The following is a 24,923-nucleotide window of genomic DNA, read 5'->3' on the forward strand; positions in this document are numbered from 1 at the left end:
CGAAAGCCGAGCGGCAGAGAGGAATGAGCATGTACGCAATCATCGAACGACGGGAATTTTACGGCCCGAAATACGTCCGCCAGCTTCTCACCGACCCCGTGGGGCGGCCTGAAATCTTCGCCGACCAGGAAGCCGCAAAGTCGGAGATCAGGGAGTTGGACAGCGCGGTCTACTACCTTTCTCACAACGAGAGCGACCGACCGGCCTACACCGTCCACAGAGTGGACCGTCTCGTCCGCCGCTTCCGCGAGCAGATCGCCGACGCAGCTTGAAACGGAAACCGGAGGCGTTGCCTCCGGAGAGGGCCGAAAGCCTCCGGTGACAGTTCCCCTTGAGGGGTCGGGCATCCCGCCCACGACAGACAAGGAGAGTGACATGGAAGACTGGCTGAGAAAACAGGAAGGCCTCGCCGCTGGCGAGCGTGAGCGCGATCATGAACGGTGGCTGCACTCTGAATCGATAACGCGGAGCCTTCACGCTCTTTGTAAGGAACGGGCGGACTGCGGCCCGCGCTCAAAGCGCGGTGTCCGACTTGATGTCGAGATCGCCGAGGCTCGCACTGCCCTAGAGATTTTGGGATTCTGACACGGAAACCGGGGCATCGCCCCGGCCTTCCCCCGAGGGCATCCCGCGATGCCTTCCGGAGAGGGCCGAAAGCCTGGAAACGAGGAGAACGAAGATGCGGAAATTTTGGAAAACATCGCCGGAGTGGCAGCGCAAGCAGGAACTTGGCGCTGCGCTGGATGCCGCGACAGAGGCGATGGATAAGGCGGGGCAAGAGGTTCTTTCCTGTCTCCGCTTCGGGGACCTGGACACGGAATACGGCAAGAAGCGCCGTGAGGCCTACTTGCTTGCCGGCGAGACGTACGGAGATGCGTTTTCGGCATGGGACGTAGCTTGTGGAATCTTCGAGGCCTCCGACGCAAGCCAAGCCAAGGCCCGCTACTTTGCCGACCCGATCGGAGCGACGGTGACAGAAGGTGAGGCAGCATGAGGCAGTATCTCGACACCTACGCCAACGGGCTGCCGTGGGCGACGATCAGCGGCGTTCCGGTCTACCGGATTTGGAAGCATGGGAGGATACCCCTTTGGTTTTGGCGGTCGTTCGATGCACATGCTGCCGATGGCATCATCAACGACAGGGAGTTCGATATCCGGAAGCTTCCTGGAGGCCGCGAGCCCATGTCGTTCGCGGAGATGGAGGAAGTCATCGGAAAGGCCCTGGAAGCGGGCATCCTGCGTCCAGAAAGGAGGACAGCATGAACACGAACGCGCCCCGTAGCCGTGGCGGACGCCCGCCCTTCGGCGGTAGTCCCGAGGCCGCAGCCGCAGACCGCGATCGGCGTCGCGACGAGTACGTTGACCTTCGGAGCCGCCTGGCGATGTCGCGGGCAGCGTTGGCGAGACTGCTTGGCCTGAGCGTCGGGACCGTCGGCTTGTATCCCGCGCGGACGAGCCGGACGACGGCACCGACCGACGCGACCCTCGCCCTGATGCGCGCCGAGCTTCTCCGCCGTGCCCGTCAGACGGTTGAGGAGGCGGAAATGCGGGCGGAGATCGAACGCGATTTGGCTGTCCATGAAGCCCGCTGGCATGTCGAAAAATATGCCAGCGAAGCCGAAAATATGGAGGACGCAGCATGAGCACGGCGACCCCTGAGACTATCGATGTCGACCTCGTGGCCTTCGAACTCCTGACCCGGATTCGGATGGTAGAGGCAGCCGCGGATCTCGCCATCGAATCCGGGGAGGCCGTCCGCCAGCGGTATGACATCGCATTCAACTGGTGGCGGGTTTTCGCCAACGCGCTGGAACGTGACCGGCACACGGCGAGAGGCTTCTAGCCCATGAGCTTCGGCGTTTTCTGGATGCCGGAGCCGACCGACTTCCCACTTTCAACACAAGGAGACTGACATGGACCTTTACATCGAATCTGACGGAGACTGCCAGAACTGCCCTCGCTTGTCGGTGCTGCACGATAGCATGCGCTTTGCGATGGCCCGCGCAGGACATGGCGACGCGATCAGCCTCGAAAACTCTCTAGAAAAGGTCGCCGACCAGGTATGCGTCGGGTGCTCGCGCGAGGAGCCCGTAGCTACGATCACCGAAAGCGATGCCGTGATCAACCTGTTCCCCGGCGCCAGGGCGGCATAGGAGTACGTTATGCCACTGATTTCCCTCCCCATGTCCGCCGCTGCCTGGTCGATCCTGCTCGCCGTCAGCGTCGCGCTCGCCGCTGCCGGAACGGAATATCTCGATCGCCCGATTTTCGAGGGCGATCACTGGTCGAACGACATCGCAGCTGCCGTGATGTGGTCCGGCCGAGCGGGAGTCCTCTTCCTGCTTTGCGCCTTCGTCGGCAGGGTGGTCGTCGCCTGAATCCCGCCTGAGACCATAGCGGATTCGTCCGCTGCGGTTTTTGCCGCCCAGGATGGCCGTCCGCTAATGCGGCGGGCGCTGCGTGAAAGTCATGCCCCCGACACTGACACCGCTGACGACACCACCGACGCTGCTCCCGACGGCGGCATCCCGATCTGGCTTCGTCCAGCCGGGAAGGACGGCAACCCCACCCCACTCGTCCAGGCAGCCGTACGATGCGGGATCCAAGTACGCTTCAAAGCCGTAGCTGTCCGGCAAGAGCGATGCGTCATAGTAAATGAGAACACCGAGGGAGCCGCCGCCGTCCGGCTCGGTGTAGATCGTATCGACATCGATCTTGAGCGCGATCGATGCGCCGACCAGGTGCGCCAGCGTGGCAGCCGATGTAGTCGGCGCGGCGGGGCAGAACAGGTGCCAGCCATTGCTGATCTCGATGTCGATATACTGCGTCTGTCCTGGCTCACCGTCGTCGTTCGGCTCTCCTTCGTCCCCGCCGTTGTCGGGAGTGCCGATGTCGGCGTCGACAGGCAGGACGAGGCCCGCGCGATAGCGGAAGATGAACCGCGGATCTTGCGCCCAGGCAGCGCCGGCGCTGGACATGAGTACCGTTCCGGCAAGTGTCGCCGCGACGAATTTCCTGAGCATGAGCCTTCCCCCTGTGTCGATCTTTCGATGGTGAGCTCTTCCGCAGCAGGGCACAAAGCCCCATTCTTTCTGCCGTTCCGAACATCCCGTTGAGATCGGGATTCCTGCCGCCTCCGGCCTCGCCAGGGGCCGTTATGCGCGTTCCTGGTCGGGTGGACGGTCGCGCCCATGGCCGAGCGCTGCGCGTCCCTTTCAGGGAGCCAGGGCTCGCCCGTTTCCCCTTCCCTTGTCGTCTCGCACGGCCTCGCGGAGGCCCAAGGAGACAGGCAGATGATCCCGAAAGCTCAGCAAGAATTGATGCTCGAAAATGGCAGGAACAGCGAGGAAAGCGGCGGCCGACTACATCGACTGCCCGTAGTCAAAATCGTCTCGCTTGATACAGGAGCGGAATGGCTGCTCTCTGAAATATCGCCGCAGAATCACGCCCTGGCCTTCGGCGTTTTCCTTCCGACGGACGGCTCGCTCCCCTTGCTCGGCTGGGTGTCGATCCCGGAGCTCTGTTTCAACCGCTCCCGAGCGGGGAGGCTGCTCGACGTCGATACCGACTTCAAACCCTCGCGGGCGATCTCGGAGGTAGCGCCCGAGATAAGGTTCGTCGGGAAGATCCCGTCGCGGCCATGAAGAAGAATGGGCGGTCACCGGCCGCCCCCTCTTTCTCCATTCGGAGGCCAGCCGCAAGCTCGGGTACGCTGCGCTGCGATGCTTCTCGTCAGTCAAAAACCTGTCGGTAGAGGCAGCCGAAAAAGCTGCCCACTCTTGTTGCGAGAAAGCCGCTTATCGCTGCCTGTCCGCTGTAGGCGGAAGTTAGCTATGATGCCGTCTGGTTCCCGAGACGGTTACAAACTTCTGTGAATTGCAATAGCGTTGGCTCCGACTAGGAGGGGCGACATGGATCTGAGCGCTTGGCACTACTTTCTGTCTCTTGAGCGCGACTTTGAGCGCACCATCAACTTCGTGGAGCTAGCTTCAGCAAACAGCATTGCCTACTCGCAAGAGTACGCGAAACTGTTGCTTTTGATCGGGAGCGAGGTGGACATCACAGCGAAAGTTCTATGCCGCGATGTCAACACGTCCTCCAATGCTGCTACCATCGTCGATTACCAACAGGATATCTGTTCCGCGTTTCCGGGTATGCACACCATCGAGATAGCGATCTCCCGCTATCAAATGGCAATCCAGCCATGGAGCAGTTGGGGTGACGTTTCGCCAGAGTCACCGGGTTGGTGGAAAGCCTACAATAAGGTGAAGCATCATCGTGACACTGACTTCCCAAAGGCGAACCAAGGAAACGTAGTATCCGCCCTATGCGGTCTCCTGGCGTTGCACCTCTATCTCCACCGAAGCACAGACCATTTGCAGCCTTATCCAAAGCTGCTGGAGTACTCGTTCCCTGAGACCCTGGTCGTCGGTGGGAGCAAAGCCCTTCCCGGCATCAATCCTTCTGCTTGACACCGTCCAATCCTCGCTGATCTCTTCGAGGCTGATAGGCCCTGCGAGAAAATCCGATCAAAACCTGGGCTCTTGCCTCGGCGGGTACTAAAATCATGCTGGAAGATGCCTGTCCGGCCGTCTTGCTCGCAAGGGGCCCGTGGTTCGGCCGAGGCCTGTACCCGCGCCAGCCCCTTGTAGCGACGTTCCTGACAGGCTGAAAGAGGCAGATTTTAATACCAGCCGAGGAGGCAAAAATGCGTGGATTTCAAGCTCTGGTTTTCGTCGGTGCGTTCGCGAATGTCGCCTTCTTCGGCGGCTGCCTCGCATACCTTGGCGTTCGCTACCTCGCGGGCTTCTAAGACTTCAAAATCCGACATCACCGACCACCAAGAAAAGGCCCCGAAATCGGGGCCTTTTCCATGTCACGTCTTCTTTTGTCCGATACCGCCGTAAGGGTGGTCGTTTCCCTTTCCACCGCTCGGCTTCGGGGTCTTCGATGGGAGGGCGAGCTTGCCGACGTTGCCAGCGCCGCGTGCCTGACTCAGTACCGCCGCAGCACCCATAGCTGCCCCCTCGACGCCGCCACGGTCGCCCATCTTGCCCGCGCCGGGAACGCCGAACCACTCGCCGATACGGTCGGGGAGATCGGAGCACATGCCCGCCAGGTGGACGGCCAGAAACCATTGCAGGAAGGTCTTGATGGTCAGCAGGATGAGCAGCGCGCCCAGCCCCGTCGCGGCTCCTCCGGTCTGTCCGTAGAAGGCGGTGGGGAGCAGCTTGTCGAGCGTCCCGTATGCGATGGCGAGCAGGAGGTACGAGGCGCACAGGGCTAGGACGATCAGCACAGGGCGGAGCGTAATGTTGAACAGTAGCATTCCGCCCGTCCGCTGCTGCTGCGCGATGAGTTCGTCGCCGTCCATCCTGATCCAAACGAAAGCCCAGCAAATCAGAGCTATGGATGCCTCCAGGATCGCCCCGCCCCACTTTATCGCGCCGATGAAGACGAACACGAACGGGAGCAGCGGCAGCACGTAGGCCCGCACTGCTCCGAGCAGCCAAAGGACGACCGTGGGAACCCAAATGAAGCTGGCGAACCAGGAAGCAACGCCGTCCGCGCCGATGACCTTTCCGGGGGCCGTGTTGGCGAGGCCCATCGCGATACCTGTCCCGATGACTACGCCCGAGGCCGTGTTCATCATCGTGTGTCCGTCCGAGATCATCCGGGCGACCGGATCGGCGGTTTCGTCGCGCGAGGCAAGCCATTCCCCTATGCCGCGTGTCAGGGGGGCGAGAGCGCGCGACATGAAGCCGGAGCTTTCGTCCCCCGCTGCCGCGAGGTCGTTGGCCGTCAGGCCGACGCGGGCTTCCTCGCCTGCGATCTGGTAGCGCAGCGTCCCTATCGCCGCCCGTGCGTTCCTTTCGAAACCGCTGTTGCCCTCGCCGTACCGCACGGCGACCTGTTCCGCCTGCTCGCCCGTCAGGGCATTCGTGAGCCCAGAGATTTGGGCGAGGCCGTACCAGTATGCGCCCGCGTTTATCCATCCGTCCTGCCGGGCGGCATCCACCAGCCGCGACCGCGATTCCGTCGCCACCTCTGCGACATCGTGCTTTGCAGCTTGCGCTATCGCGGTATCGTAGGCCGCGCCCATCTGGCGAATGTTTTGAGCGAGGCCGACAGGCAGCGTTCCGGCGACGACTCCGTTCATCGCCTGGTCGGGGGAGAGTGTCGTGTCCACCCGCTTGAACAGGGCGGCATACGTGTCGGCCTGCGTCCGGACGGCGGACACGATCCCGCCGACAGCTTCGCGCCGTGTCGCCGAGAATTGCCGACGGTCGGAGATCAGGCCGAAGGAAAGGCGTCCGCAGTCCTGCCCGTAGTCCCACTGGACGCGGTCGTTCGATCCGAAGAACAGACCCGCGCCGACTTCCTCGCCGTTCGCCGGCGGGAGGGCTTGGTAGAAGCCCCAGGTGTTTCCCGCCGCATTCGTCACTGCCGCGCAGATCTCGTGTTCCATGATATCAAGCACGAGTCTGGAACCGCCCGCAGGCCGCGCGATGATCGGGGTCAGATCGTCGGCCGTCGTCCCGGCGAAAGTGTTCCAGGCGCCGTTGCCCATGTTGACACCGGGCAAGGTGACGAGATCGCGCAGCATGTAGTGCGCGGAGGAAAACCCTCCCGCGATCGGGATCAACATCCCGAACCCGACGATGACGCGCAGCGGTGCCCAGATCTGATGATATCGATCGCCGAGGACCTTCCCCGAGTACGCCGAAGAAACGATACCGACGATGATGTGGAAACCTAAAAACAGGCTCGCTAAAAACGTCAGCGTCGAGGCGAAGGTTCCGAGCGCCGCGCCGTACGGCGACGACATGTCGGCGGGCAGAATCGTCGTGACCCAGGACCAGGCAATATCATGCTGTGACGGCGCGGAAAGCAGATCAATCGGACTGTTCATTTTTCCCGCTCCCGATTCCTGAATCCTTCCCCTCTGGATTCGCGTTTTCCGTCACCGCGAACGGCGACCCCTCGAAAAGCTTTTTGTCCCGTTCGGCGACATGTCTCCGAACCAGCCGACCGAAATAATCCGTTTCCAAATCACCCGCCTCGACCGCCGCCAGGACGACGCCACCGAGGACGATTTTCCGCCGCGTATCGTCGCGTCGGGCAGCCTTTTTCTCCGCCGTTCGGAGCCGCGCCAGGTCGCTCTCCACCTTCGCCTTTTTCTGAAGCAGCACACGTTCCTTTTCTCGAAGTTTTCCCAAGTCCAGCATTCCAAATCTCCCTTTTGCGATGCCGCCGGCGGCATTTGGAAACCCTCCCGGCAGAAATTCGCAGACCAAAAATGTTGAAGTTTGCAGGCGTAGCCCGCGAAACCCCGACTCCGAAAAATCGACGTCGATTCAATCATTTGAGAAGCCCTTGCGGATCTCAAGGCCGCAAACAAACATCGTTGGAGGAAGCCGCTACGGCGGTCCCCCTGACTAAGGGCGCGATTAAGCGTTGTTCCAACGCATCGCGCCCTACCGGGCTGGTAGACGCACCGCGATGAGGAGACGCGACATGAATCAGATTCGCTTGGAGTGGAGCCGCTTCCATGACTCTCCGCTCGTCTCGGTCGAGGCCTGCGGAGTCGATGCCGCGCAGCTTCGCCACTACGCTCGCCGCGTCGGATTCGTGACCTTCCTGGACGACGAATCCTTCGAGGTGCTCATCGTCACACGCGACAAGCGCGAGGAGCTACACGCGGTCTTGGAATCTGCCGGATACGAAGTCGAAAACGTGGAGGTCTTGTCGTGACCTTGCTCGAATTCTTCGTCGTCGCCGACTGGACTGTTGTGGCAGCAGGCTGCGTCCTCGTCGTGCTTGGACCAGCGCTCGTCATCGCCGCGCTATCCGTCCTCGTGGGGCGCACGTTCCGATTCCTCACAACGCGACAGGCCGCTGCCACGTCTCCCGTCCCGGTAGGGCCGGACTGGGACTGGCCCTACCGGGAAGGCGACGAGTGGGATGATGTTCGCGAGGCAATCCGCCGGGAGCGTGATCGGTGACCACTTCCCTGCCGCCCGACTCCGCCATATTCAACGTCCGCGTTTCCGTTTTTCAACGGAGCGCGGGCCGTTCCGCCGTGGCCGCAGCAGCGTACCGTTGCGCCTCCAGGCTCACGGACGAACGCATCGGCGAGGTATTCGACTACACGAAGAAGAAGGCCGAGGACTGCTTCATCCTCGCCCCTCCGGACGCGCCTGCATGGACCTACGACCGCGCCGAGCTTTGGAACCGCGCCGAGGCAGCGGAGCGCCGGAAGGATGCGGTGGTCGCTCGCGAAATCCTGATAACCATCCCGCGCGACATCCCCGAGGAAAATCGCAGGGCTTTCATAGAGCAGGCCGTCGCTCCATACGTCGCTGCCGGCGCGATCGTCGACGTCGCCTATCACCGTCCGCGCGCAGCCGACGCGGAGGAGCAGCCCCACTTTCATGTCATGCTTTCCACGCGGCTTCTGGACCCGATACAGGAGTCCGGATTCGCAAAGACCCGCAACGCCGACCTGCTTGCCATGTTCGAGAGCGGCGGGCGCCACGGCGGCGAGCGCGGCGATGCCTTGAAAGCCGAGCGCGAGCGCATCGCCGGAATCATGAACCGATTCCTGGAGCGCGCAGGCAGCGCCCGCCGTGCTGACCACCGCTCGAACGCCGATCGAGGGCTGCATGACCGCGAGCCCGAGCCCAGCATCGGCGAAGGCCGGAAGAAGGCTGTCACCAAGCGCAAGAGACATGATCGCCGCACCGCCCTTGTTTCAAGCATGCGCAGCGTAAGAATTGCTGAGAACGAGCTCACGAAAACCGAGGAGGAAATCATGGCAATGAACCCGACCCATCAGGCCCGCAAGGGCATTCGCCCGCGCTCGAAAGCCGACTTCAAAACGCGGCTGCTATCGACCCGCTTTCCGGACCTCGCCGACCCGGCGGGCTGGTCCGCGAATCTCCATTTCGTAGACACGTCGAATCCCGCACTCACCAAGGTCGCCACCAGAGACGGCGGACATGTCGAGATCGCAGGGCGTCGCCTGAAGGTCTTCGGATCGCGCGGCCATGCCGATGCCCTTGCCGCCGCTTTGGAAGCCGCCGGCGATACCGACGAGATCGAGCGCCTGGAAGAACTGAAATCCATCCAGCGGAAGGCCTCCGGCCTCCGCCAGCGCCGCAAACCAGGCGAAGTGCCGAGCTTGCCCGCAGACCGCGTGGAGAGCCTTGCTGACCGCTGGCGCAGCCGTGGCTACACCAGAATTACCGAAGCACCTGACGGCGTGTGGGTTTCGATCGGTGCATGCCGGATCCAGGATCTTGGCGATGAGCTCCGGATTCATGGCCCTGCCGCTTCCGAGGCAGCCGTTCGCGCTATGGTCGAGAAGGCTGTCGCCGAATGGGGCAGCGAGATCGAAGTGTTCGGCGATCGTGCCTTCAAGGACTCGGCATGGACCGAAGCGCAGCGCCAAGGCGTCACAGTCTACGATCAGGCGACGGGCGAGCTTTACACGCCGTCTGAGGATGTCCGCAGCGCCTTCGAGGCTGACCGATCTCGCACCCGCTCCGAAGGCGACGAGCTCAACGCGATCAGGAATCACAAAGCCGTCGCGGCTCTCGTTTTGGAAGCCGCTGCCGGCGACAAGGCCGCGCTAACCCGCCTGGAGACCAACGACAAAGAACTTTCCGACTTCATCGCCCTACACCTGGACGACGAGCAGCGTGGACGACTGGTCGGTCGCCCTGAGGCGGATGTTGTCGGTGCCTTGCCTTCCTTCCGGACCTTCGGGAAGGCCGCCCGCGAGCGTGAGGACGAGAAGCGCAAGGACGCGCCAGAGCGGGAGAGCGTCTTTGACGTCGATCCCGAAGACCTCGCCGAAGGGCAGGACCACGACCGCGCTCGGGTTCCTAGATGATCCCCGCCGCGCATGGAGTTGACGACATGGCGAACGCGTTGCGGCGCTACGTGCATGCCCGTGCCCATGGCCGGACGTATCCCGAATATGCTCGTTACGATCCCGCCATTGTCTGCTGGGTGGCGAGCGACGAACCGGAAGCCGCCGGCCGTTGCGACGGTCGGCGCTTCCGTAAGGTCCGCCGGCCCGGTTTGCCGTGGTGCAGATGGCTAGGCACCCAAACCGTCATTGCCGAAGATCACGCTCTGCAATCATTTTTCGAGCTTCACGCATCGGAGCCGCATGACTGGAATCGGCTGCTGAAAGAAGTCTCCCGCGACCGACGCCGGGCGCTTCGCGACTGGCAGCGCCAAGGCCGCGATGTCCTTGCCCGCGTCCGCATGCAGGAAGCCCTTGGCCCCGATGTCCAGATGCCGTCGGGCCTCGCTGAAGAATTCAGGATGCCCGGCAGGGGCATGCGGAGTCTGAGGAAGGCATGGAGGTCGAGGCTGAATTCGCAGGTGTAAGGTTGCACCACTAGCTCTCGTTCCAACTGCATGACAGATCGCGCCCAAGAGCGTAACTCTGCTCTTGGGTACCATTTTTCGCTTTATTTCCGGTGCTAGATCAATTAACTCTATCCAGAGAGCAAAAATTAGCAACCGGAGATCACTATGGCTGGCGTGAGCGATGATAAGATACGAGAAGTCGCCGACAAGCTCTGGAGGGATATATATGAGGAGCCCTTTAGGGGGAAGGAACGCGGCAGGTTTTGTCTGACACGCGAGCAACTTAAGGCCGCGCTCGATACCAGCCGCCTTCACGCAACGACCATCGAGCGCTTGCAAGATGAGGCCCTGTCCCTTGGCCTAGTTATCATCGACCTCGACGACCTATTCCCCTGCGTAGAGGTCAGCGTCATCCGCAGGTACCGTCGACCGCCGAGTGACGTTTTCCTTCGGCATTTCCCAGAGCCGGAGGATGACGGGATTGTCGAGGGCGACGAGGATGAGTAGCGCGACAGAAAGCAGCTCGAATGTCAGCATCGGGCATGCAATTACGCCGACATGCTTTGATGCCAAGGCCTTGGTCGTGCGGATCGCCCGTTCCTCAGTCTGCTGATCGGCCGACCCGAAGGCGGGAAACAGTTCGCCGTCATCGCCACGGACGAAGGCGACGACGAACCCTGGTATCTGTCTTCCGTCCAGCCGGCGCAGCACGCCTTTATCGCAGCCATTTCGGCATCACCCCACAATCGAGCGGCTTCATACGCTTCTTCCGGCGGTTCCTTGTTTCAGCGAACCCCTGAACATCCCAGCCTTCGAGCGCAAAAGCACCGTCTGCTGCCTGTACGGCTGTGATACCAGCGCATTCCAACACCGCTTCGGCTGCGGCCGTCCCACGTGCAATTTCATCGGGCGAAGCGCCCTAAATGCGCAAAAGCAGGTCCATCTCTGCCTCCTGTTGTCGTTCAGGCGCACTGTGAACGAAATAAGAACAAAAGAGTCAACAGCGCCTTGACTGGCGAGGAATATGTTCCTTATTCCAGGGGTATCTAAACTAGGGAACAGGAATGCCGGAGCCTCAAGGCGCGCCGGACGGCGAAGCCATGTCCGATCTGGAGCGCATCGCGGAAGAGGCCATTGTGGCCGCTGGCGGCGATGTCCTGGCAGCGTTGCTGGGCGCCCTCGCTCGAAATGATGTTCTTGAGCGCGAACTGGCACTAGCGCGGGTTGCCTTGTCATCCGGCTTTTCTCGGGGCTGGCACGGTAGACGGGAATGAATAGTGGTTGCGACGGCGGAAGATAATTTCAGGATTGAGGTTTGGGATCGCGAGGAAACGGCGCTGGTCGAAACCATATGCCGATCACCGGACTCGTTGGTCAGTCAAGCAGCATGGCAGGCCGCGATCCGCAGGCGCCCAGGGATGCTCTTGATCCACTACAACAGCCGACACGTCATGGAAAAAATCATCACGCCCGGGGAACCCACGGTGTCGCTGCAAACCGTTGTCGAAGGCGGCCTTCATGCTGGCCTGGACGTATCGCTTGGCGATCTTCGCGAGTGGCACGTGCTCCGCGCTTGGTGTAAAAACTGCTCGCATCATGCGCAGGTAAAGCCTGCTGGTCTGATCCGGCGCTACGGGAAGGAGGCGCTATTCAGCTCGGTCGAAAGGGCGCTTTTCTGCACGAGTTGCGACCGAGGCGGCCCGGTAAGGTTAGAGATTCACAAGCTGCCAAGGAATTGACGCGGGCTATCACAAGCCCTTCAGTGCGATCTTGTCGCGTCCACTCGCCGGATTAACGCATTCCACCCTTACAATAGGTGCTCATCCCAGAAATCCTCGTTGTCTGGCTCCATCGGCGACGAGTAGTGAACGTCGCCATATTTCTCCAACTCTTCCAAGTTGGCCGCGACGAAGCCTTCCATCTCGTCAAGCGCCTCATTCGCCATCCGCACTTCGCGGTGGTCAGGCCTAGGCGTGAGATCCTCGGCCAGCACATTCCGCCGGATCGCGGCATCGAAATCCTCTTGATCCCAGCTCCGCGCGTCGAAGGGTTTGCCGAAGCGATCCGCGAGGTAAAGGTTGCGCACACCGGAAGCGCCGATAGTCTTGATCGCTCGCTTCGCGACCAGGGCTAAACGCTCGAATTCGGCACTGACTGTCGCGTCGGTGAACTGGGCGATGACCTTGGCAACTTGGGCCGGGTCCTTAAGTTTCCTCAGTTCCGCGTTCTCGGCTTCTAGACGGCCGATCTCTTCCTCCTGCTTCTCAAGATCGAGCAACGCAACGTCGTACTTGGCTTCAAGCTCTTGGTGAGTGGCCAATTGAACCGACGTTGCCTTGGCAAGCTTCCCCAGAATGTCCGGTAGCGCGCCGAAGAACTGCTTTCGCTTCTGATCCCAGCGAGTAGCCTTGACTGGCTTAAAGCCGATTAACTCGGCGAGCCTCTCACGTAGTTCATTGTAGCGAATGTCATCGTCGACTTTGATTGCCTGCTTGCCAAGCATAACGCCGTCCACTTCGGCGAAAGTCGTAGGTGGCACAACGATAGGGAACACTTCCGTCGCCTTTACCCAAGCGGCACCCATCTCCGCCTGACAGAATGCCCTCGTCATATAGGTCGGCGACATCAGCATGATGACGATGAGCGATCCGTCGATCTCGCTGCGCATGTACTCGACGGAATTCTGCCCGGTCGGGATTCCGAAGTCCGGGAGCGAAGAGCAGAATATCTCTTCGGTCGGCACGCCGATGCCGTCTACCAGAAAGTCAACGAAGGCGCGGACCAGCGCCGCATCCACTGCGGCATGGCTGACGAACACGGATTTACTCAAAGCTGCGCTCCCAACAATGTGCGAATGCGTCAACGCGCATGCCGCGACGTGTGTATCCGCTCCGAGGGGTGGTGAAAATGGCGTATCGGAAGGCCGATGACCCTTCGTGCGACTTTGCTACAACTCATAACCGCTCCCGACCGCGAATTTGATCGTGGTCCGGCACCTCAGATGAAACGATGATCTCCGCCTTGCCGCTGCTACGCTGTTCTGCAAATACGATCGAATCCACAAAATAGAAAAGCGCTGCCCTTGCGAGCTTCAACGACGCTAGAGTTAACCTCTCAAACTCCTCAATCCGCTGATGTTCGACTGCAAGAGAGGGTGATGGTCCCTGGCGAGTCCCCATGTCATGAAGAACAGTGAAGCGGTGTGTCGAAGAATTTCTGTAGTGCTTATGGGCCTCCATGAAGCCATCACCTCGGCCGCCATCCTTTGAGATATCCTCGAAAAGATTGAAGAGGGCGATAAGTCCTGCATTCTTCCCCTGGAGCTCGGTTGCGATCTCCTGCGTAAACACAAAACCCTTCCCGTTGACCTTTCTTCCCCAAACGTCTGCGAAACTCACTTTGTGCCCTTTCGGGATCTTGAGATAACACGCAAGCGCGACAGCGATTTTGTCGAGTATATCAAACGCAATCCGCTGAGCAGTCGTAAGAGCGGAATATCTCACCCCATAAAGCGAATAGTCCAATGTGTCGCCGTGCGACGTTGTCTCAAAAAACGGTGTTTCCCTATCTTGTTCCCGCACACCAAAAAACACCTGTCTAGCGAAGGCAAAATCCGCCTTCATGACGTTCATCATCGCGAAGATCTCCGGAACTCCATGACCGTCTAACAGCGTTGTCTGTATGTGAGGAATATTCAGTAAATCAAAACGACCGGAATTCATTTCTTCCGAGCTGCAATGAAGCGACAATGCAAGATTGTTGTCGTGCACATAGGAAAAATAGCGGTTTTCAATCCGTCGCCGGGGGCTTTGAGCGATGCGCATCGCATCCTCGACGGCCCGCTGGACGACGGAAAGCGCCGCTGTGCCCGCGAAATCCTGAACTGTATTATAATTGGCAGAAACAACTACAGCCAGTTGTCGGACGCGCTGCAACAAGGTGTCGATATGGCCATAAGTCTGGTAGGTGTCCGGCTCACGCGCAAACAGCGCGGCCAGCCCCATCAATCGCCGCATTTCCTGAAATGCGGCTACCCCATTGCGGGGTAAGAGCTCCTGCGCATGCTGGAAATAGTCTATGGCTTCGACCCATCGGTGGGTTTCGAGCAAGAGAATTCCTATGTTGGTGGACATTTGCGATTTCAGCTCTGCTGATACGGTGGAGTCGCTCATAACCGTCCCAAACAACACACGTGCCTGAAAGCGATCATCCGCAGCTTGCCCCGGAAAAGATGAGACTTGCCCAGAGGTCAAACGCGCTCGAATCTGCAATCCGTTTGCCAAGTTGTATGCGAGATTCGGGTTAGTTCCGACCTCTTTCGAGAGCTGGGTCAGCATATCCACCCCTTGTCTTACAGCCACGGGGTCCCCTACAGCATCTCCACAATCGATTAGGATGGCTGCCGATATTGTTCTTTCGTCCGGACTGCCACCTAGTTCGTTCACGCGCTTGAGCGCTTCACTCGGTTGGTTGTCCCTGAGTTTATACAACTCGTTGATCAGGTCGTAATTCATTTTGTTCGCCAACCTGCCCTAGGGAAAGGACTTGCCTGATTGCCGTCAAAGGGCTGGAGGCGTTCTCGGTCCCGGAAATCGCAAGCGCAGCGCTCTGTCAACCCTGGCCAAGAGCGGGTCGTGTTCGGGAAGCAGTTTGAGGTCGAAATCTCGGCCAAGAGCCTCCTCCAGGTCGACACGGGTCGCCTTCACGTAAGGCACGGTCTTCGTATCCTCGTCCATGCGTCCGAATTTGAAGAGCCTGGTCGTCAGGTACGACAGCTCGGCTATGTCAACGACCATCGTATCCAGTATATTGTGAGGACGCTGTCTGCCGTGAGAATCCAATCGGGATTCGAATGTCTGCGAATTGATGATCAGCTGTCGCATGCTCTGGAAGGACTCGTCGTCGACATAGGCCGCTGCATCCATAACGACCTTAAGCGCCTCTGATGGCGGTTTCGGGCGCTCGTCCGGCTTCTTGCGTTTCCATGCATCAAAACAAGCAACGACGTAGGTATTGATTTCCGCGAGCGCGTGCGGAACCTTGATGAGGGCGGCCCTTACCTTCTGACGGCTCTCTTTCTCAATTTGCTCTCGCTGAAAATCGGATTGTTTGCGCTGATCTTGAATCTGAACCCAAAGCGGCCATCCTGTGAATCCTGCGGCGGCCACCGCCAAAATGCCCGTGATCAGCGTTTGCCAGTCGTAGAGGACGTTCAGATACCATTCTTCGAATTTCATCGCCCCTCCAACACTTCGAATGCCCAAAATCGGAGGGTGCTCATTTGCCCGCCAATAGTGAGAGCCTTGTCGCCAGCGACGATACCGCAGTGCCCTTGGCCTCCCGGAATTTCCCCTCTTTCTGCAGGCGCAACATGGTCTCGTAGTCGCTAGCTGTCAGGAAATCTAATTTCTCGTCCAGCTTGCGGATCTCGTCAACGCGGCCGGAGAATGCGCGGGAGAAATCCCGGCCGAGAAAGATTACGCTCTGGTCAGTGGCCGATGCATAAGCAACCGATGCAAGGGCGAGTGTTTCGATATCAGATGGGTCAACACCATCCATTACAAACCTTTTGAGGACGGCTTTGGCATCGTCTTCTGAGATACTGCCACCGACAATGTGGTCACGAATCCGGCCCAACTCGGCGAGATTGTATCGGTCGCCGTCAGCAGACAAAGCAATAGCGGTAGCCAATTCATCGCTGGCGGCGGAAGCAATCCCTGTCAGCTGGCTTCCCGAAATCCCGAGACCGACGACAACCGCCGTCACGAACATTTTGCGCATGTTGCCCCCAATGCCCCTATCCCGTAATCTTGGCCCAATGCCAAATATTCCCGCCATGTCGACGATGCCGACAAACTTTCTGCGAGCCATCTCAGCTGGAGGCCTCCTTCCTTGTTCCTTCATCGGCATGGATGGCCATTTGAGCGATATGATCGAACATCCTTTTCAGACGCTGCTTCATGAGCGCCTTCGTCTCCTTTGAGACTTGGCCTGAATCGTACACGGAGCCTTCTATCGCCGCCCGGAACTGGTTGACTGCCGCGCTTGGTGTGCTTCTGGCAAGAAGGGCGTAGTTGCTAGCCGAGATCAGAGCGAGGGAGCAGAACGCATGTTCCAAGGCGAGCAGCCTCGCCATGTCACCATGATCCCAATCGGCACCCCATGCCTACTTCTTACCGCCGCTTGATCCGCCACTTGGCGGATTGGCAGGGGCACCCTCGCTGGTTGGCCCCTGATAGCCGCCTTGAACCCCTTCGCGCCCGCCCGAAGTCGTCCGGCCAGGATTGGGCTGGTGACCCCTCGTCACATTGGCAGCCGCTGTCGATGGCGAGGAGGGGCGGCCACCGCCTACGTTCTCTCTCTCGGTCATTTTTCAGGTTCCTTCAATGGGAGTAAATTCGATAGTGCGAATCTCTCCAGAGCAAATGAGAACACTCTTGTTGGTCGGAGTCCATGGCCCCCTCTTCGGCTTCCTAGGTGTCTCAAACACCTGTTCTATCAGGATGTCTCGTTCTTCTGGACGTGAAGAGGCGAAGGATTTTCCGCCCCAATATCCGGCGAACGTTGTGTCGTCTTTCATGACCACATAAACCCATGCCTCTGTCAGTGTAGAGAACTGATATTCCCAGGATGTCGGAATCACGTGGACGGGCGATAGACCGAACTTGCCGTAGAGGTTGCGAACCCAGTTCCGCTTGGATCCGATCCCACTGACAAATCCAATTATTGCCGGGGCGATGAGTAGCACAAACAGCCACATGGCCAGCCGCTTCCCGATGCCGACATTCCAAGCTATTGCGAGATAAATTGTCCACCCGGAGAGCGTGAAGTTGAGGGCACTTAATGTAAGGAGCCTGACAAAGTAGTCCGGCCCGTCTAGCCGATGGCCCGTGATGAAGTGTGCCCGAAACGACGTGATAATGTAGCCCGGCATGACGAATACAAGCGCGACGTAGATGGCATCGAGTGAAAGAAAGTTGCCCAAGTTTGGCTCCGCCTGTTCCCCATCAGCGACTATGCGCTGAGTCGCGAAGTCCAGGAAACACGGTCCGTTTACATTAAGTCCCGACATCGCATGGCCTACGGGGGCGGCAGGGCTTCGACCTCGCGCAGCATGTGCTCACCGATCTCGACGACAGTTGATAGATCGCAGATTATCTGCGGATGCAGGAAAACGGGGCGAGCTCGTTCGCTGTAGGAGTGCATCATCAGCGGATTGAAGGTGCCGAGACGTTGTTGCTGGCCTCGAAGCACGCCGTAGCGTTCATGGTCGTTTAGGGCCTGTGCGATCTCCTGCTCCAAGCGCTCGAATTCAGCGCTCTCCTCGTCGTTGAGTTGGCGCGGCGGGATATAGAGTGGAATACGGTGAGCAAGAGCATGCCGATAGTCTTCGAGATAGGCGAACCATGGGTCGGCGGTCGCCAGATAGTCTTGGAAAGGCCGCGATAGCGACGCGCGGACGGCGACGTGGCCGGGCGTGAGGCCTATAGCCATCGGCTTCAGGGGGGTGCCGTTCGGCTTCCGGATGTCGGCTTCCATGCACCAGATGCGAGCCAGGTTATCGACTGCGCCGAAGACGTTGATCACGAAGGTTTGCAAATGGCTCGTCGCGTCCATAAGCATGTCTCGTGTGGGTTCCGCCTCTTGCGGGGGCAGAATCTCGAAAGTGCGCTGGATCGCATGCTTGAGGGTAGCGAGCCGTCGCACAAGCCCATGACGTACGAGCTCGGACGTTTCGGGCTTTCTGAATTCCCGAATAAGGAGGGCAGTCGTGAGGGCATCTTCCCGATCCAAAAATTTGGCGAGCTCTTCGGAAAACTGACTGATTTGGCTGTCCAGATAGGCCACGGCGACGGACTAGACTCTGAACCGGACAGGCATCGCGCTTCTACTCCTCAACTACACCGTGACGGACGGACCGTCAGATGGCCTCAACCATCTCCTTTACGATATCCTTCTTTGGATATCCGGTCGCCCAATCCCATCCCGTAAATATCGCCCAGTAAAATCCGGCAAGCGATTTGATGGAGTCATATTCCAAGGTCGCGTCTTTCGCGAAGTAGATCGCGCTGGATAGCCTCTTGAAAAATGCAAAGGCATCATCGCTCCGTATGTCGGTGTTACTCAGGACAAAGGAAATCTCGTCACGAAAGACTTCCATGGCAGTCAGCAATTCCCGTAGGTTGTCCTCTGTCATGTTGTTCAGCACATCGTCCCACCTGCTCTGTCGCGTCAGTGGGTCTCTTTTGAAATAGTCTCGGAAAGCGGCCTGATCAAGCAGCTTGTCCACCTGATCCAGATTGTAGGACCCGTCGGCAGCGCCAAGGAATATCGCGATGGAGTCTTTCTTGAACATCCGGTAGTGCAGCTCCAGGCTTCGTTTTATTCTGCGCCGTTTCTGCCCCTCTGGCATTCGGATCAGTAAGCCGTAGAAGACGAGGCTGACTAGGGAGCCAGTGCCTATGTCATAGGCGAGCTTGTTCCAGAAAGCGGCATGGATAGAACGGGGGCAGAAGCCAGTCAGTCCGCACAACGTATCGCGGGCAAAAGGATCCTCGTGTCCGAGGACCATAAGTATGGCACTCACGACAAATAGCACGACCAGCACCCCATCTAGCCGTCGTATTGGCTTCAACATGAAGGATCCAAACCTCTCCTGATGATACGGCTATCTGCTTGCCAGCTACAGGGTCTCCAGGTCCGGCATGCTTCTGTTCGCTTCGGCCCACTCTGCAAGTCCGGCGCGAGTGGAGCCCACTCGCGCAGATCCTCGACGTGCCCCTCGGCGAAGAGGAAGCAGGCTTCCATGCACTTCATCGATTGGCCACAGCATTGCACAAGCGCTAATTCGCGTCGATCGGCGACACGTATGGCTGTTTTTACACTAGGTGATTTATGGCTGCCTTTATCAGGCCCCAAGCGAACTGAGCGGCATCTCCGATCGGAGCATCAGCGAATTTGGATGTCAGGTATGTCATACAGCCGTAGAGTGCTGCTTCGATCTTCCCAACGGTAAATTTGCCCGATTTGACAATTTCGGTTCCTGCCTTCAGCTCACCGATGGCTTTCTCCAGAGCGCTGGTCTTCATCGACATGGCCGCGTTGTTGGACTCGATAAGCTGAGTGAGGGTCGTTAGAGCACTGACGATCTCTGCTTTGACCTCTGGCGTTTTGTCAAGATCAATGACCTTCTTAGAATCGACATACCGAGCAGGTTCAAGACTGTCAAACTCTGAAAGCAATTCTTCGAAATAGTCCTCTACCGCATCATCTCCCATCCGATAGATACGCCGGAAGACATCGTTCTGGACCAGCTTCCGACGATCCAGCGACGCGACGTTATAGTCATCTAGCGAAACAGCATCCATAGAATGTAGCGGTATTATGATGTCATGGTCGCTATCGTAAAAGCATTCCCACCACACCTTCGAACGCTCGTCGTCTGGTAAATACTCGTAATTATCCGGCAAAAACTCTTCTAACCCTGGAACATCGCCACTGATCTCGATGGTGATCTCGTTGTCCCAAGCCAGAGCGGATAGGCAGATTTCCAAATCCCGATCGGTGATTTGCGTATGCACAAGACTTGGGCATGTTTGTCGAAGGTGTTCGAGAGGGGCGAATTGAGCTTGCCCCTTATACAGATGCGCCAAGATCGAGGCCTTCAATGCATCCTGGAACTTGGAGTAACTAGCCATTCGCCTCTCGGGGGTCATTCGCTTGAAAGACTATCATTAGTGCTATGAGTTTCAAGAACGCCCAGGCGTTGAAACCGCCTATTTGCTGATCCGGAATGGCCTCGTGGATGAGGCAAAAATTCCCATTCGGGCATGGCTTATGTAGCTATCGACGCTCGCCGAGCTTTGCATGACGACGAGATCGATTGTGGGAATCTTCCACCAATACCGCTTGCGTAGAACATCGGCACTTAGATGCTGGGCACATTGCACCTGCCGCCACCAAAGGTAAGCCTAGCCTCTTCCTCGTCCAAAGTCCGACTGTAGGCGAGCGCCTTCGCGAAGGCCTTTCATTTGCGGGAAAATCTTAGCCCATATCGGCCCTAGAATTCATAAACCTCTTCCTCACGGTTGAGCGATGACAGTAGCGGCAGCGGCGGTTTCGCGGCCTTCCGTTCCATCGCTGTGTACCACGGGTAGTCAGATGAGAAGGAGATTTTCGCCTCCTGCTTTTCGACGGCCCGCTTCACTGGTGGCGGGACCGCCCGGAAGGCAGCCCTTCGCGGTCGGTTCGCTTCCCATTCCTGCTCCACCGCATTGAAAAGCGCGTCCGTCCACGCCTCCATGGCGACCGCTTTGAGGTCGAGCTTCTGGCTGTAGTCGTATGCCAGCCGCGTGACCTCGGACGATCGGATGAGCCTCTGACCCGTATCTATTCCGGCATGATCAAGGACAGCAGAGATGGCATCGCCGCGAACGGACCTGTCGCTGCATGTCGTCGCGAAGGTGCGACGGATATCGTGCGGGGAAAAATGTGAAACGCCCGCCTCCCCCAACAGGTCCGGGAGGCCGTCCCGTCGCTCATCCTCGCGCTTGCCGAGGTTGACGGGGTGCCCGCGCAGTCTGTCCAGCAGGTTCTTCGGTGACGAGATCGAGATAGGCTTGTCGCCTTGCCCTTTCCGTGTGGCGGTCCCGGCGAATACATATTTGGAATCCTTCCCACGCCCGGCCATCGCCCGATCGAGCAGCAAGACGACGCGGGGCGGAATCGGCAACGCATGATAGTGCCGCGATTTCATGATGACCTCGGACCACAGGCATATTTTCCAGCCTTTGCGGCCGTCAGGCCACGGCAGGACGTGTTCCTGTTCCAGTGCTAGCCCGGCACCTGTCCGCTGCGCGGTCAGGGCGATCCACCACAGCCCGCACAGGACCGTTTCCGAAGTCCCGCGCTTGTTCTTCCTGCCCGCAAGGACGCGATGTTTCTCGGCGAGATAAAGGGTCTTCGCGAGGTTCTTGACGGTCGGCATGCGCGTCCGCGAGGCGACTGCCGTTTCCTCCAGTATCTCGACACCGAGCCACCACGGCGAGATGTCGCCAAGGCCGCTGAGTTTCTTGTGCTTGCGCTTCGCGAAAGACATCGCGGCCCGGGCATTGACGACAAAGGCACGCGAGGCGGTCTTGCGGCCGACCTTGTTGCAGTCATCACGGACCTTCTCGAAGTCGCCTTCCTCGATTTCAGTCAGCAGCTTTCCGTTGAGAAAATCCGCTTCCTGTACGGTTAGCGACTTCTTCGCCGTCCGTACCGACTTCTCTGAGGGCTGCCGGATATGATTCCCTTTCCCGAGGCGGGGCTTGCCGAGATAGCCGTCCGTGTACTCGTCTATCAGCCTTCCCCAGGTCCAGAAGCCGTTCTCGACCTTCGTCGCCCTAACCGCCGAATCCGCAGCCGCGCCGTCGCTCTTGCCTGCTGCCTTGCCCGTCAGGAATGCCGTCGGGTCTGTTCCGTCGCGCAGCATCGCGCGGACCTGTCCGGCAAGCTCTCTCGCTTTGGAGATCGTGCCAATCTCGCCCCGGACGACCTTCTCCGCCGAAGCCGACAGGCTGCCGATGGCGCGCGTTCTTCCGTTCCATTTCACGGCGAATGCGGCTCCGGACTTCCGGACGCGCAGGATCAGGCCATCGGCTTTTTCATCGGCGAATGTCGTCCCGTCGCCGTCGCCGGACACGACAAGGGCTCTTGCCATATCGAGGTGATCGCCTGTGAGAACCGCACGGATTGTCGGCATTGAATTGGCCCCTGTTTTCACCTTCTCCTAGCACGGGACCAACTCGGGACCAAGTAGCTGGGCCGCCAGAAGCCGCTCATAGACATCCTGGTTGCAATCGTAGTAACTAACAGCAGCCTAACTATCGGAAATATCTCTGCTTTTCGGATCGTTGAAAATTCAGCCATTTTCGCTGACAAAGATTCCTAATCTGTAGGTCACAGGTTCGATTCCTGTCGGGATCACCAATCACTCACAGCAAATATGGTGCTGTCGCTAGCCGATCAGTTTCAGCAGATCCTTGTAGCGCGGATGGCTGCGGATGGGATCGAAATCCGAATCGTTCTTGAACCATGATTTCATGTGGTCCCCTACCAGCCGCAAATAAGGCTCCAGCAGGTCGGTGGCACAGGAGCGCCGACAGCGTGCCGGCTTCGTCAAGCCCCATCAGCCTGGAATAGCCGACCACGTCGGCGGCCAATATTGCGGTCAGCTGTCGTTCCATTGCTAACTCGCAAGCTCCAGCACTGTCTGCCAGCGCGGAAGGCTGTGCAGCGGATCAAAATCCGAGTCTTGCAGAACCCACGCTTTCATCTCGTGGTTGGCGCGCGGCATCACCCTTTCGAGCATGTCGAACGCCCGGTCGAAATCACCGAGGAAGCAGTGGAAGCAGGCAAGGTTGTATTGGGTCAGGACATCGTCGGGGTCGATCGCGAAAGCGCGCGCGGCCCACTCCTTCGCCCGATCGAACTCGCCAAGTCCGGCGAGCGCGTTGGCGCCGAGGTAGGCAGGCCGGGGATTTTCCGGATTCCTTGCAAACTCGCGCTCGGCTCGTTCGACACCCCTGCGAGCCGTCCCCCTTTGTTCCTCATGCCGTCCCAACGTGCGATAGATCTGAATAAGCAGAAGCAGGGATTGGTAGTCGTTGGGGTCTATCTCGGCGGCGCGCTCCCAGTGGACGGCGGCCTTTTCGAGCTTTCCCCGCGCATAACAGCTGCGGGCGTAGAAATAATGGGTTTCGAACAGGTTGGGGTTGCCCGCGATCGCCTGCTCGAATTCTCGATCCGCTTCGTCGTACCGCTGGCCAATCGAGAGGGCCAGTCCGCGCGAGGCATGCGCTTCGGCCAGTCCGCTTTCGATCTCGAGCGCCTTGGCGGCGTTGGCCAGTATGCCGTCCAGCGACACCTCCTCGCTGTAGTCGAGGAACAGGAAGGAGTCGCAATCGGCGCTGCCGGCATAGGCGCGCGCATAGAGAGGGTCGAGCTCGATCGCCATCGTGAACATCCGTCTGGCGAGCCGGTAGTTCAGCTTTGTGCCGCGGTGGAAAAACTCACGGCCTCTCAGATAGTAGGTGTAAGCCTCGACACTCTCGGTCGGCGACGCCTCGATCGCCTTCTTTTCTTCCGGTAGCAGCCTGACCTTGAGCTGGTCGACGATCGTTTTTGTGATCTCGTCCTGAATCGCGAAGATGTCCGTCAGGTCGCGGTCGTAACGATCGGCCCACAGATGCGTGCTGTCCTTGCCGTCGATCAGCTGCGCGGTGATGCGCACGCGCTGGCCGGCCTTGCGGACGCTGCCTTCAAGCACCGTTGCGACATTGAAGCGCCGGCTGACCTCCTGCACGTCGACGGACTTGCCCTTGTAGGTGAACACCGAATTGCGAGCGATCACCGACAGGCCGGAGATCTTCGACAGGTCGGTGATGATGTCCTCGGTGATGCCGTCGGAGAAATATTCCTGCTCCGGGTCGCCGCTCATGTTGTTGAACGGCAGCACAGCAATCGACGGTTTTTCCTTCGCCGGCGCTGACTTGGGCGACGCCGCGCCGGCGAAGAGGTCGACATTGTAGACTCGAACCGGCCGGTCGATGTTCTTCAGCGTCTGCTCGCCGGTGTCCTCGAAGGAGAGATCGAGCCGGTTTCCGACATTGTCGCGGACCGAGCCGGACACCGCGACGCCACCGGGCTTGGCGATGCTTTCGATGCGCGCCGCGATGTTGACGCCGTCGCCATAGATGTCGTTGTCCTCGAAGATGATGTCACCGAGATGGACGCCGATGCGGAATTCGATACGGCGCTCCTCCGGCACGTCGACATTGCGCTCGTGCATCCGGCGCTGGATGTCAGCGGCGCACGCCACTGCGTTCACCACGCTCGGGAACTCGACCAGCATGCCGTCGCCCGTGAGCTTGACGATGCGGCCCTGGTGTTCGGCGATCTTGCCGTCGGCCATCTCGCGCCGATGCGTCTTGAGCGCCGACAGCGTGCCGGCTTCGTCAAGCCCCATCAGCCTGGAATAGCCGACCACGTCGGCGGCCAATATTGCGGTCAGGCGTCGTTCCATACTCGGTTGCCCCGCTTCCTTCGGAAGCATACCTTAGCAGTTTCCCCGTGTCGCAAGCAGCTTTTCGCCGACCAGAGGAAGAATACCGGCGTTCGCACAAGGGCAAACTGGCAAACCACTGCTCGAATGTCCGTTCATGCGCGATCCGCGCCTATCGCGATCGATGCCTTCGAAGCAAAGCCTTGTTGCGAGCGAATTCGCTGCTTTCCTGTTTTCAGGGAATTCAGGCGGAGACTGGTTAGCGCGAGACTGCCGTCTTCACCACTCAGTCACGGCAAAACTGGACTATGCTAGGTTGCTCGAAATTCGCTCGACTTATCCGTAAGATAGGCTGGACCATCTCTGATCAGTTGGGCTTGGTCCGCCCAGCCGGTCTCTGTTTCTCCCGAGTAATCGCGACCCGTCTCTGTGGCCCGTTTTCCGTCACCTATTCGTTTCAATAGCGATGCAGTGACGACTGACTTGGACT

Annotated in this window: 33 protein-coding genes; 17 read left to right on the top strand and 16 right to left on the bottom strand. The window is 59.2% G+C overall.

The window, feature by feature from the left end:
* Nucleotides 1–29 precede the first annotated feature (29 nt).
* The 8 genes from AC07FD_RS08105 to AC07FD_RS08140 all read left to right on the top strand — a co-directional run bounded on the left by AC07FD_RS08105 (nt 30) and on the right by AC07FD_RS08140 (nt 2,378).
* Nucleotides 30–272: a hypothetical protein gene (locus AC07FD_RS08105; protein ID WP_478349410.1), complete on the top strand. Its 243-nt coding sequence runs from the start codon at nt 30–32 to the stop codon at nt 270–272.
* Nucleotides 273–375: 103 nt separating this feature from the next.
* The gene (locus AC07FD_RS08110) at nt 376–585 is read left to right on the top strand and encodes a hypothetical protein (RefSeq protein ID WP_478349411.1); all 210 of its coding nucleotides are present in this window, start codon (nt 376–378) and stop codon (nt 583–585) included.
* Between the two features lie 94 nt (nt 586–679).
* Complete coding sequence (locus AC07FD_RS08115; RefSeq protein WP_478349412.1) at nt 680–994, top strand: hypothetical protein; 315 nt, start codon at nt 680–682, stop codon at nt 992–994.
* A complete protein-coding gene (locus AC07FD_RS08120) occupies nt 991–1,263 on the top strand; it encodes a hypothetical protein (protein ID WP_478349413.1) in 273 nt (90 codons plus the stop codon). The genes AC07FD_RS08115 and AC07FD_RS08120 overlap by 4 nt, the downstream gene beginning before the upstream one ends.
* Nucleotides 1,260–1,643 (top strand): hypothetical protein, encoded by a 384-nt coding sequence (locus AC07FD_RS08125; RefSeq protein ID WP_478349414.1) that lies wholly within the window; start codon nt 1,260–1,262, stop codon nt 1,641–1,643. Before AC07FD_RS08120 ends, AC07FD_RS08125 begins: the two co-directional genes overlap by 4 nt.
* Nucleotides 1,640–1,843: a hypothetical protein gene (locus tag AC07FD_RS08130; RefSeq protein WP_478349415.1), complete on the top strand. Its 204-nt coding sequence runs from the start codon at nt 1,640–1,642 to the stop codon at nt 1,841–1,843. The genes AC07FD_RS08125 and AC07FD_RS08130 overlap by 4 nt, the downstream gene beginning before the upstream one ends.
* Nucleotides 1,844–1,913: 70 nt before the next feature.
* A complete protein-coding gene (locus tag AC07FD_RS08135; protein WP_478349416.1) occupies nt 1,914–2,153 on the top strand; it encodes a hypothetical protein in 240 nt (79 codons plus the stop codon).
* Nucleotides 2,154–2,162: 9 nt separating this feature from the next.
* Nucleotides 2,163–2,378 (top strand): hypothetical protein, encoded by a 216-nt coding sequence (locus tag AC07FD_RS08140; protein ID WP_478349417.1) that lies wholly within the window; start codon nt 2,163–2,165, stop codon nt 2,376–2,378.
* 63 nt (nt 2,379–2,441) lie between these two features.
* On the opposite strand, the gene AC07FD_RS08145 is transcribed toward AC07FD_RS08140, so the two are convergent.
* On the bottom strand, nt 2,442–3,023 hold the full coding sequence (locus AC07FD_RS08145; RefSeq protein ID WP_478349418.1) for a hypothetical protein: 582 nt from the start codon (nt 3,021–3,023) through the stop codon (nt 2,442–2,444).
* 270 nt (nt 3,024–3,293) lie between these two features.
* Here AC07FD_RS08145 and AC07FD_RS08150 point away from each other — a divergent pair, with 270 nt between their 5' ends.
* Together AC07FD_RS08150 and AC07FD_RS08155 are read left to right on the top strand one after the other, a co-directional pair.
* The gene (locus AC07FD_RS08150; protein ID WP_478349419.1) at nt 3,294–3,644 is read left to right on the top strand and encodes a DUF2958 domain-containing protein; all 351 of its coding nucleotides are present in this window, start codon (nt 3,294–3,296) and stop codon (nt 3,642–3,644) included.
* A gap of 267 nt (nt 3,645–3,911) precedes the next feature.
* Nucleotides 3,912–4,472: a hypothetical protein gene (locus AC07FD_RS08155; protein ID WP_292703617.1), complete on the top strand. Its 561-nt coding sequence runs from the start codon at nt 3,912–3,914 to the stop codon at nt 4,470–4,472.
* A 212-nt stretch (nt 4,473–4,684) separates the two neighbouring features.
* Here the strand turns inward: AC07FD_RS08155 and AC07FD_RS08160 are convergent, their stop codons facing one another.
* Genes AC07FD_RS08160 through AC07FD_RS08170 form a run of 3 tightly spaced genes read right to left on the bottom strand, consistent with a single transcriptional unit; the run spans nt 4,685 to nt 7,229 of the window.
* Nucleotides 4,685–4,831 carry a hypothetical protein gene (locus AC07FD_RS08160; RefSeq protein WP_478349420.1) on the bottom strand — a complete coding sequence of 49 codons (147 nt, stop codon included), beginning with the start codon at nt 4,829–4,831 and terminating at the stop codon, nt 4,685–4,687.
* Between the two features lie 45 nt (nt 4,832–4,876).
* Complete coding sequence (locus AC07FD_RS08165; RefSeq protein ID WP_478349421.1) at nt 4,877–6,913, bottom strand: DotA/TraY family protein; 2,037 nt, start codon at nt 6,911–6,913, stop codon at nt 4,877–4,879.
* Nucleotides 6,897–7,229, bottom strand: coding sequence for a hypothetical protein (locus AC07FD_RS08170; RefSeq protein ID WP_478349422.1), 333 nt, complete (start codon nt 7,227–7,229; stop codon nt 6,897–6,899). Before AC07FD_RS08170 ends, AC07FD_RS08165 begins: the two co-directional genes overlap by 17 nt.
* 289 nt (nt 7,230–7,518) lie before the next feature.
* Here AC07FD_RS08170 and AC07FD_RS08175 point away from each other — a divergent pair, with 289 nt between their 5' ends.
* From AC07FD_RS08175 to AC07FD_RS08205, 7 genes are all read left to right on the top strand, one after another.
* Entirely contained in the window at nt 7,519–7,755 is a 237-nt protein-coding gene (locus tag AC07FD_RS08175; RefSeq protein WP_478349423.1) for a hypothetical protein, read from the top strand.
* Complete coding sequence (locus tag AC07FD_RS08180; RefSeq protein ID WP_478349424.1) at nt 7,752–8,006, top strand: hypothetical protein; 255 nt, start codon at nt 7,752–7,754, stop codon at nt 8,004–8,006. Before AC07FD_RS08175 ends, AC07FD_RS08180 begins: the two co-directional genes overlap by 4 nt.
* The gene (locus AC07FD_RS08185; RefSeq protein WP_478349425.1) at nt 8,003–9,898 is read left to right on the top strand and encodes a MobA/MobL family protein; all 1,896 of its coding nucleotides are present in this window, start codon (nt 8,003–8,005) and stop codon (nt 9,896–9,898) included. Before AC07FD_RS08180 ends, AC07FD_RS08185 begins: the two co-directional genes overlap by 4 nt.
* 26 nt (nt 9,899–9,924) lie before the next feature.
* Nucleotides 9,925–10,404 (top strand): hypothetical protein, encoded by a 480-nt coding sequence (locus tag AC07FD_RS08190; RefSeq protein ID WP_478349426.1) that lies wholly within the window; start codon nt 9,925–9,927, stop codon nt 10,402–10,404.
* A gap of 147 nt (nt 10,405–10,551) precedes the next feature.
* On the top strand, nt 10,552–10,893 hold the full coding sequence (locus tag AC07FD_RS08195) for a hypothetical protein (protein WP_478349427.1): 342 nt from the start codon (nt 10,552–10,554) through the stop codon (nt 10,891–10,893).
* Nucleotides 10,894–11,486: 593 nt separating this feature from the next.
* A complete protein-coding gene (locus AC07FD_RS08200) occupies nt 11,487–11,660 on the top strand; it encodes a hypothetical protein (protein WP_478349428.1) in 174 nt (57 codons plus the stop codon).
* Between the two features lie 3 nt (nt 11,661–11,663).
* Nucleotides 11,664–12,125 carry a hypothetical protein gene (locus AC07FD_RS08205; RefSeq protein WP_478349429.1) on the top strand — a complete coding sequence of 154 codons (462 nt, stop codon included), beginning with the start codon at nt 11,664–11,666 and terminating at the stop codon, nt 12,123–12,125.
* A gap of 68 nt (nt 12,126–12,193) precedes the next feature.
* Here AC07FD_RS08205 and AC07FD_RS08210 read toward each other — a convergent pair whose 3' ends face one another.
* The 12 genes from AC07FD_RS08210 to AC07FD_RS08265 all read right to left on the bottom strand — a co-directional run bounded on the left by AC07FD_RS08210 (nt 12,194) and on the right by AC07FD_RS08265 (nt 24,454).
* Nucleotides 12,194–13,216, bottom strand: coding sequence for a toll/interleukin-1 receptor domain-containing protein (locus AC07FD_RS08210; protein ID WP_478349430.1), 1,023 nt, complete (start codon nt 13,214–13,216; stop codon nt 12,194–12,196).
* Nucleotides 13,217–13,340: 124 nt separating this feature from the next.
* Nucleotides 13,341–14,900 (bottom strand): LA2681 family HEPN domain-containing protein, encoded by a 1,560-nt coding sequence (locus tag AC07FD_RS08215; protein ID WP_478349431.1) that lies wholly within the window; start codon nt 14,898–14,900, stop codon nt 13,341–13,343.
* Nucleotides 14,901–14,945: 45 nt separating this feature from the next.
* Nucleotides 14,946–15,623 carry a hypothetical protein gene (locus AC07FD_RS08220; protein WP_478349432.1) on the bottom strand — a complete coding sequence of 226 codons (678 nt, stop codon included), beginning with the start codon at nt 15,621–15,623 and terminating at the stop codon, nt 14,946–14,948.
* 40 nt (nt 15,624–15,663) lie between these two features.
* Nucleotides 15,664–16,257, bottom strand: coding sequence for a phage tail length tape measure family protein (locus AC07FD_RS08225; protein ID WP_478349433.1), 594 nt, complete (start codon nt 16,255–16,257; stop codon nt 15,664–15,666).
* Nucleotide 16,258: 1 nt separating this feature from the next.
* Nucleotides 16,259–16,522: a hypothetical protein gene (locus AC07FD_RS08230; protein WP_478349434.1), complete on the bottom strand. Its 264-nt coding sequence runs from the start codon at nt 16,520–16,522 to the stop codon at nt 16,259–16,261.
* A 237-nt stretch (nt 16,523–16,759) separates the two neighbouring features.
* Nucleotides 16,760–17,371, bottom strand: coding sequence for a DUF6338 family protein (locus AC07FD_RS08235; RefSeq protein WP_478349435.1), 612 nt, complete (start codon nt 17,369–17,371; stop codon nt 16,760–16,762).
* A 95-nt stretch (nt 17,372–17,466) separates the two neighbouring features.
* A complete protein-coding gene (locus AC07FD_RS08240) occupies nt 17,467–18,234 on the bottom strand; it encodes a hypothetical protein (RefSeq protein WP_478349436.1) in 768 nt (255 codons plus the stop codon).
* A gap of 73 nt (nt 18,235–18,307) precedes the next feature.
* Nucleotides 18,308–19,024 (bottom strand): hypothetical protein, encoded by a 717-nt coding sequence (locus AC07FD_RS08245; RefSeq protein WP_478349437.1) that lies wholly within the window; start codon nt 19,022–19,024, stop codon nt 18,308–18,310.
* A 241-nt stretch (nt 19,025–19,265) separates the two neighbouring features.
* Complete coding sequence (locus tag AC07FD_RS08250; protein WP_478349438.1) at nt 19,266–20,084, bottom strand: hypothetical protein; 819 nt, start codon at nt 20,082–20,084, stop codon at nt 19,266–19,268.
* A 362-nt stretch (nt 20,085–20,446) separates the two neighbouring features.
* Nucleotides 20,447–21,862, bottom strand: a complete 1,416-nt coding sequence (locus tag AC07FD_RS08255) for a site-specific integrase (RefSeq protein WP_478349439.1) — start codon at nt 21,860–21,862, stop codon at nt 20,447–20,449.
* 525 nt (nt 21,863–22,387) lie between these two features.
* The gene (locus tag AC07FD_RS08260) at nt 22,388–22,474 is read right to left on the bottom strand and encodes a TPR end-of-group domain-containing protein (RefSeq protein WP_477416825.1); all 87 of its coding nucleotides are present in this window, start codon (nt 22,472–22,474) and stop codon (nt 22,388–22,390) included.
* A 144-nt stretch (nt 22,475–22,618) separates the two neighbouring features.
* Nucleotides 22,619–24,454: a tetratricopeptide repeat protein gene (locus AC07FD_RS08265; RefSeq protein ID WP_478349440.1), complete on the bottom strand. Its 1,836-nt coding sequence runs from the start codon at nt 24,452–24,454 to the stop codon at nt 22,619–22,621.
* Nucleotides 24,455–24,923: the final 469 nt, after the last annotated feature.

It is taken from the genome of Mesorhizobium waitakense, assembly GCF_056431085.1.

Bases quoted from the DNA above. Each gene is read 5' to 3' on its own strand.
- AC07FD_RS08170 (WP_478349422.1), bottom strand. From the start codon at position 7,229: ATGCTGGACTTGGGAAAACTTCGAGAAAAGGAACGTGTGCTGCTTCAG.
- AC07FD_RS08150 (WP_478349419.1), top strand. From the start codon at position 3,294: ATGATCCCGAAAGCTCAGCAAGAATTGATGCTCGAAAATGGCAGGAAC.
- AC07FD_RS08230 (WP_478349434.1), bottom strand. From the start codon at position 16,522: ATGGCGAGGCTGCTCGCCTTGGAACATGCGTTCTGCTCCCTCGCTCTG.
- AC07FD_RS08190 (WP_478349426.1), top strand. From the start codon at position 9,925: ATGGCGAACGCGTTGCGGCGCTACGTGCATGCCCGTGCCCATGGCCGG.
- AC07FD_RS08140 (WP_478349417.1), top strand. From the start codon at position 2,163: ATGCCACTGATTTCCCTCCCCATGTCCGCCGCTGCCTGGTCGATCCTG.
- AC07FD_RS08200 (WP_478349428.1), top strand. From the start codon at position 11,487: ATGTCCGATCTGGAGCGCATCGCGGAAGAGGCCATTGTGGCCGCTGGC.
- AC07FD_RS08145 (WP_478349418.1), bottom strand. From the start codon at position 3,023: ATGCTCAGGAAATTCGTCGCGGCGACACTTGCCGGAACGGTACTCATG.
- AC07FD_RS08195 (WP_478349427.1), top strand. From the start codon at position 10,552: ATGGCTGGCGTGAGCGATGATAAGATACGAGAAGTCGCCGACAAGCTC.
- AC07FD_RS08125 (WP_478349414.1), top strand. From the start codon at position 1,260: ATGAACACGAACGCGCCCCGTAGCCGTGGCGGACGCCCGCCCTTCGGC.
- AC07FD_RS08175 (WP_478349423.1), top strand. From the start codon at position 7,519: ATGAATCAGATTCGCTTGGAGTGGAGCCGCTTCCATGACTCTCCGCTC.
- AC07FD_RS08155 (WP_292703617.1), top strand. From the start codon at position 3,912: ATGGATCTGAGCGCTTGGCACTACTTTCTGTCTCTTGAGCGCGACTTT.
- AC07FD_RS08165 (WP_478349421.1), bottom strand. From the start codon at position 6,913: ATGAACAGTCCGATTGATCTGCTTTCCGCGCCGTCACAGCATGATATT.
- AC07FD_RS08255 (WP_478349439.1), bottom strand. From the start codon at position 21,862: ATGCTGCGCGACGGAACAGACCCGACGGCATTCCTGACGGGCAAGGCA.
- AC07FD_RS08160 (WP_478349420.1), bottom strand. From the start codon at position 4,831: ATGTCGGATTTTGAAGTCTTAGAAGCCCGCGAGGTAGCGAACGCCAAG.
- AC07FD_RS08120 (WP_478349413.1), top strand. From the start codon at position 991: ATGAGGCAGTATCTCGACACCTACGCCAACGGGCTGCCGTGGGCGACG.
- AC07FD_RS08250 (WP_478349438.1), bottom strand. From the start codon at position 20,084: ATGGCTAGTTACTCCAAGTTCCAGGATGCATTGAAGGCCTCGATCTTG.
- AC07FD_RS08260 (WP_477416825.1), bottom strand. From the start codon at position 22,474: ATGAAATCATGGTTCAAGAACGATTCGGATTTCGATCCCATCCGCAGC.
- AC07FD_RS08110 (WP_478349411.1), top strand. From the start codon at position 376: ATGGAAGACTGGCTGAGAAAACAGGAAGGCCTCGCCGCTGGCGAGCGT.
- AC07FD_RS08225 (WP_478349433.1), bottom strand. From the start codon at position 16,257: ATGGCTCGCAGAAAGTTTGTCGGCATCGTCGACATGGCGGGAATATTT.
- AC07FD_RS08215 (WP_478349431.1), bottom strand. From the start codon at position 14,900: ATGAATTACGACCTGATCAACGAGTTGTATAAACTCAGGGACAACCAA.
- AC07FD_RS08245 (WP_478349437.1), bottom strand. From the start codon at position 19,024: ATGTTGAAGCCAATACGACGGCTAGATGGGGTGCTGGTCGTGCTATTT.
- AC07FD_RS08135 (WP_478349416.1), top strand. From the start codon at position 1,914: ATGGACCTTTACATCGAATCTGACGGAGACTGCCAGAACTGCCCTCGC.
- AC07FD_RS08130 (WP_478349415.1), top strand. From the start codon at position 1,640: ATGAGCACGGCGACCCCTGAGACTATCGATGTCGACCTCGTGGCCTTC.
- AC07FD_RS08265 (WP_478349440.1), bottom strand. From the start codon at position 24,454: ATGGAACGACGCCTGACCGCAATATTGGCCGCCGACGTGGTCGGCTAT.
- AC07FD_RS08105 (WP_478349410.1), top strand. From the start codon at position 30: ATGTACGCAATCATCGAACGACGGGAATTTTACGGCCCGAAATACGTC.
- AC07FD_RS08220 (WP_478349432.1), bottom strand. From the start codon at position 15,623: ATGAAATTCGAAGAATGGTATCTGAACGTCCTCTACGACTGGCAAACG.
- AC07FD_RS08115 (WP_478349412.1), top strand. From the start codon at position 680: ATGCGGAAATTTTGGAAAACATCGCCGGAGTGGCAGCGCAAGCAGGAA.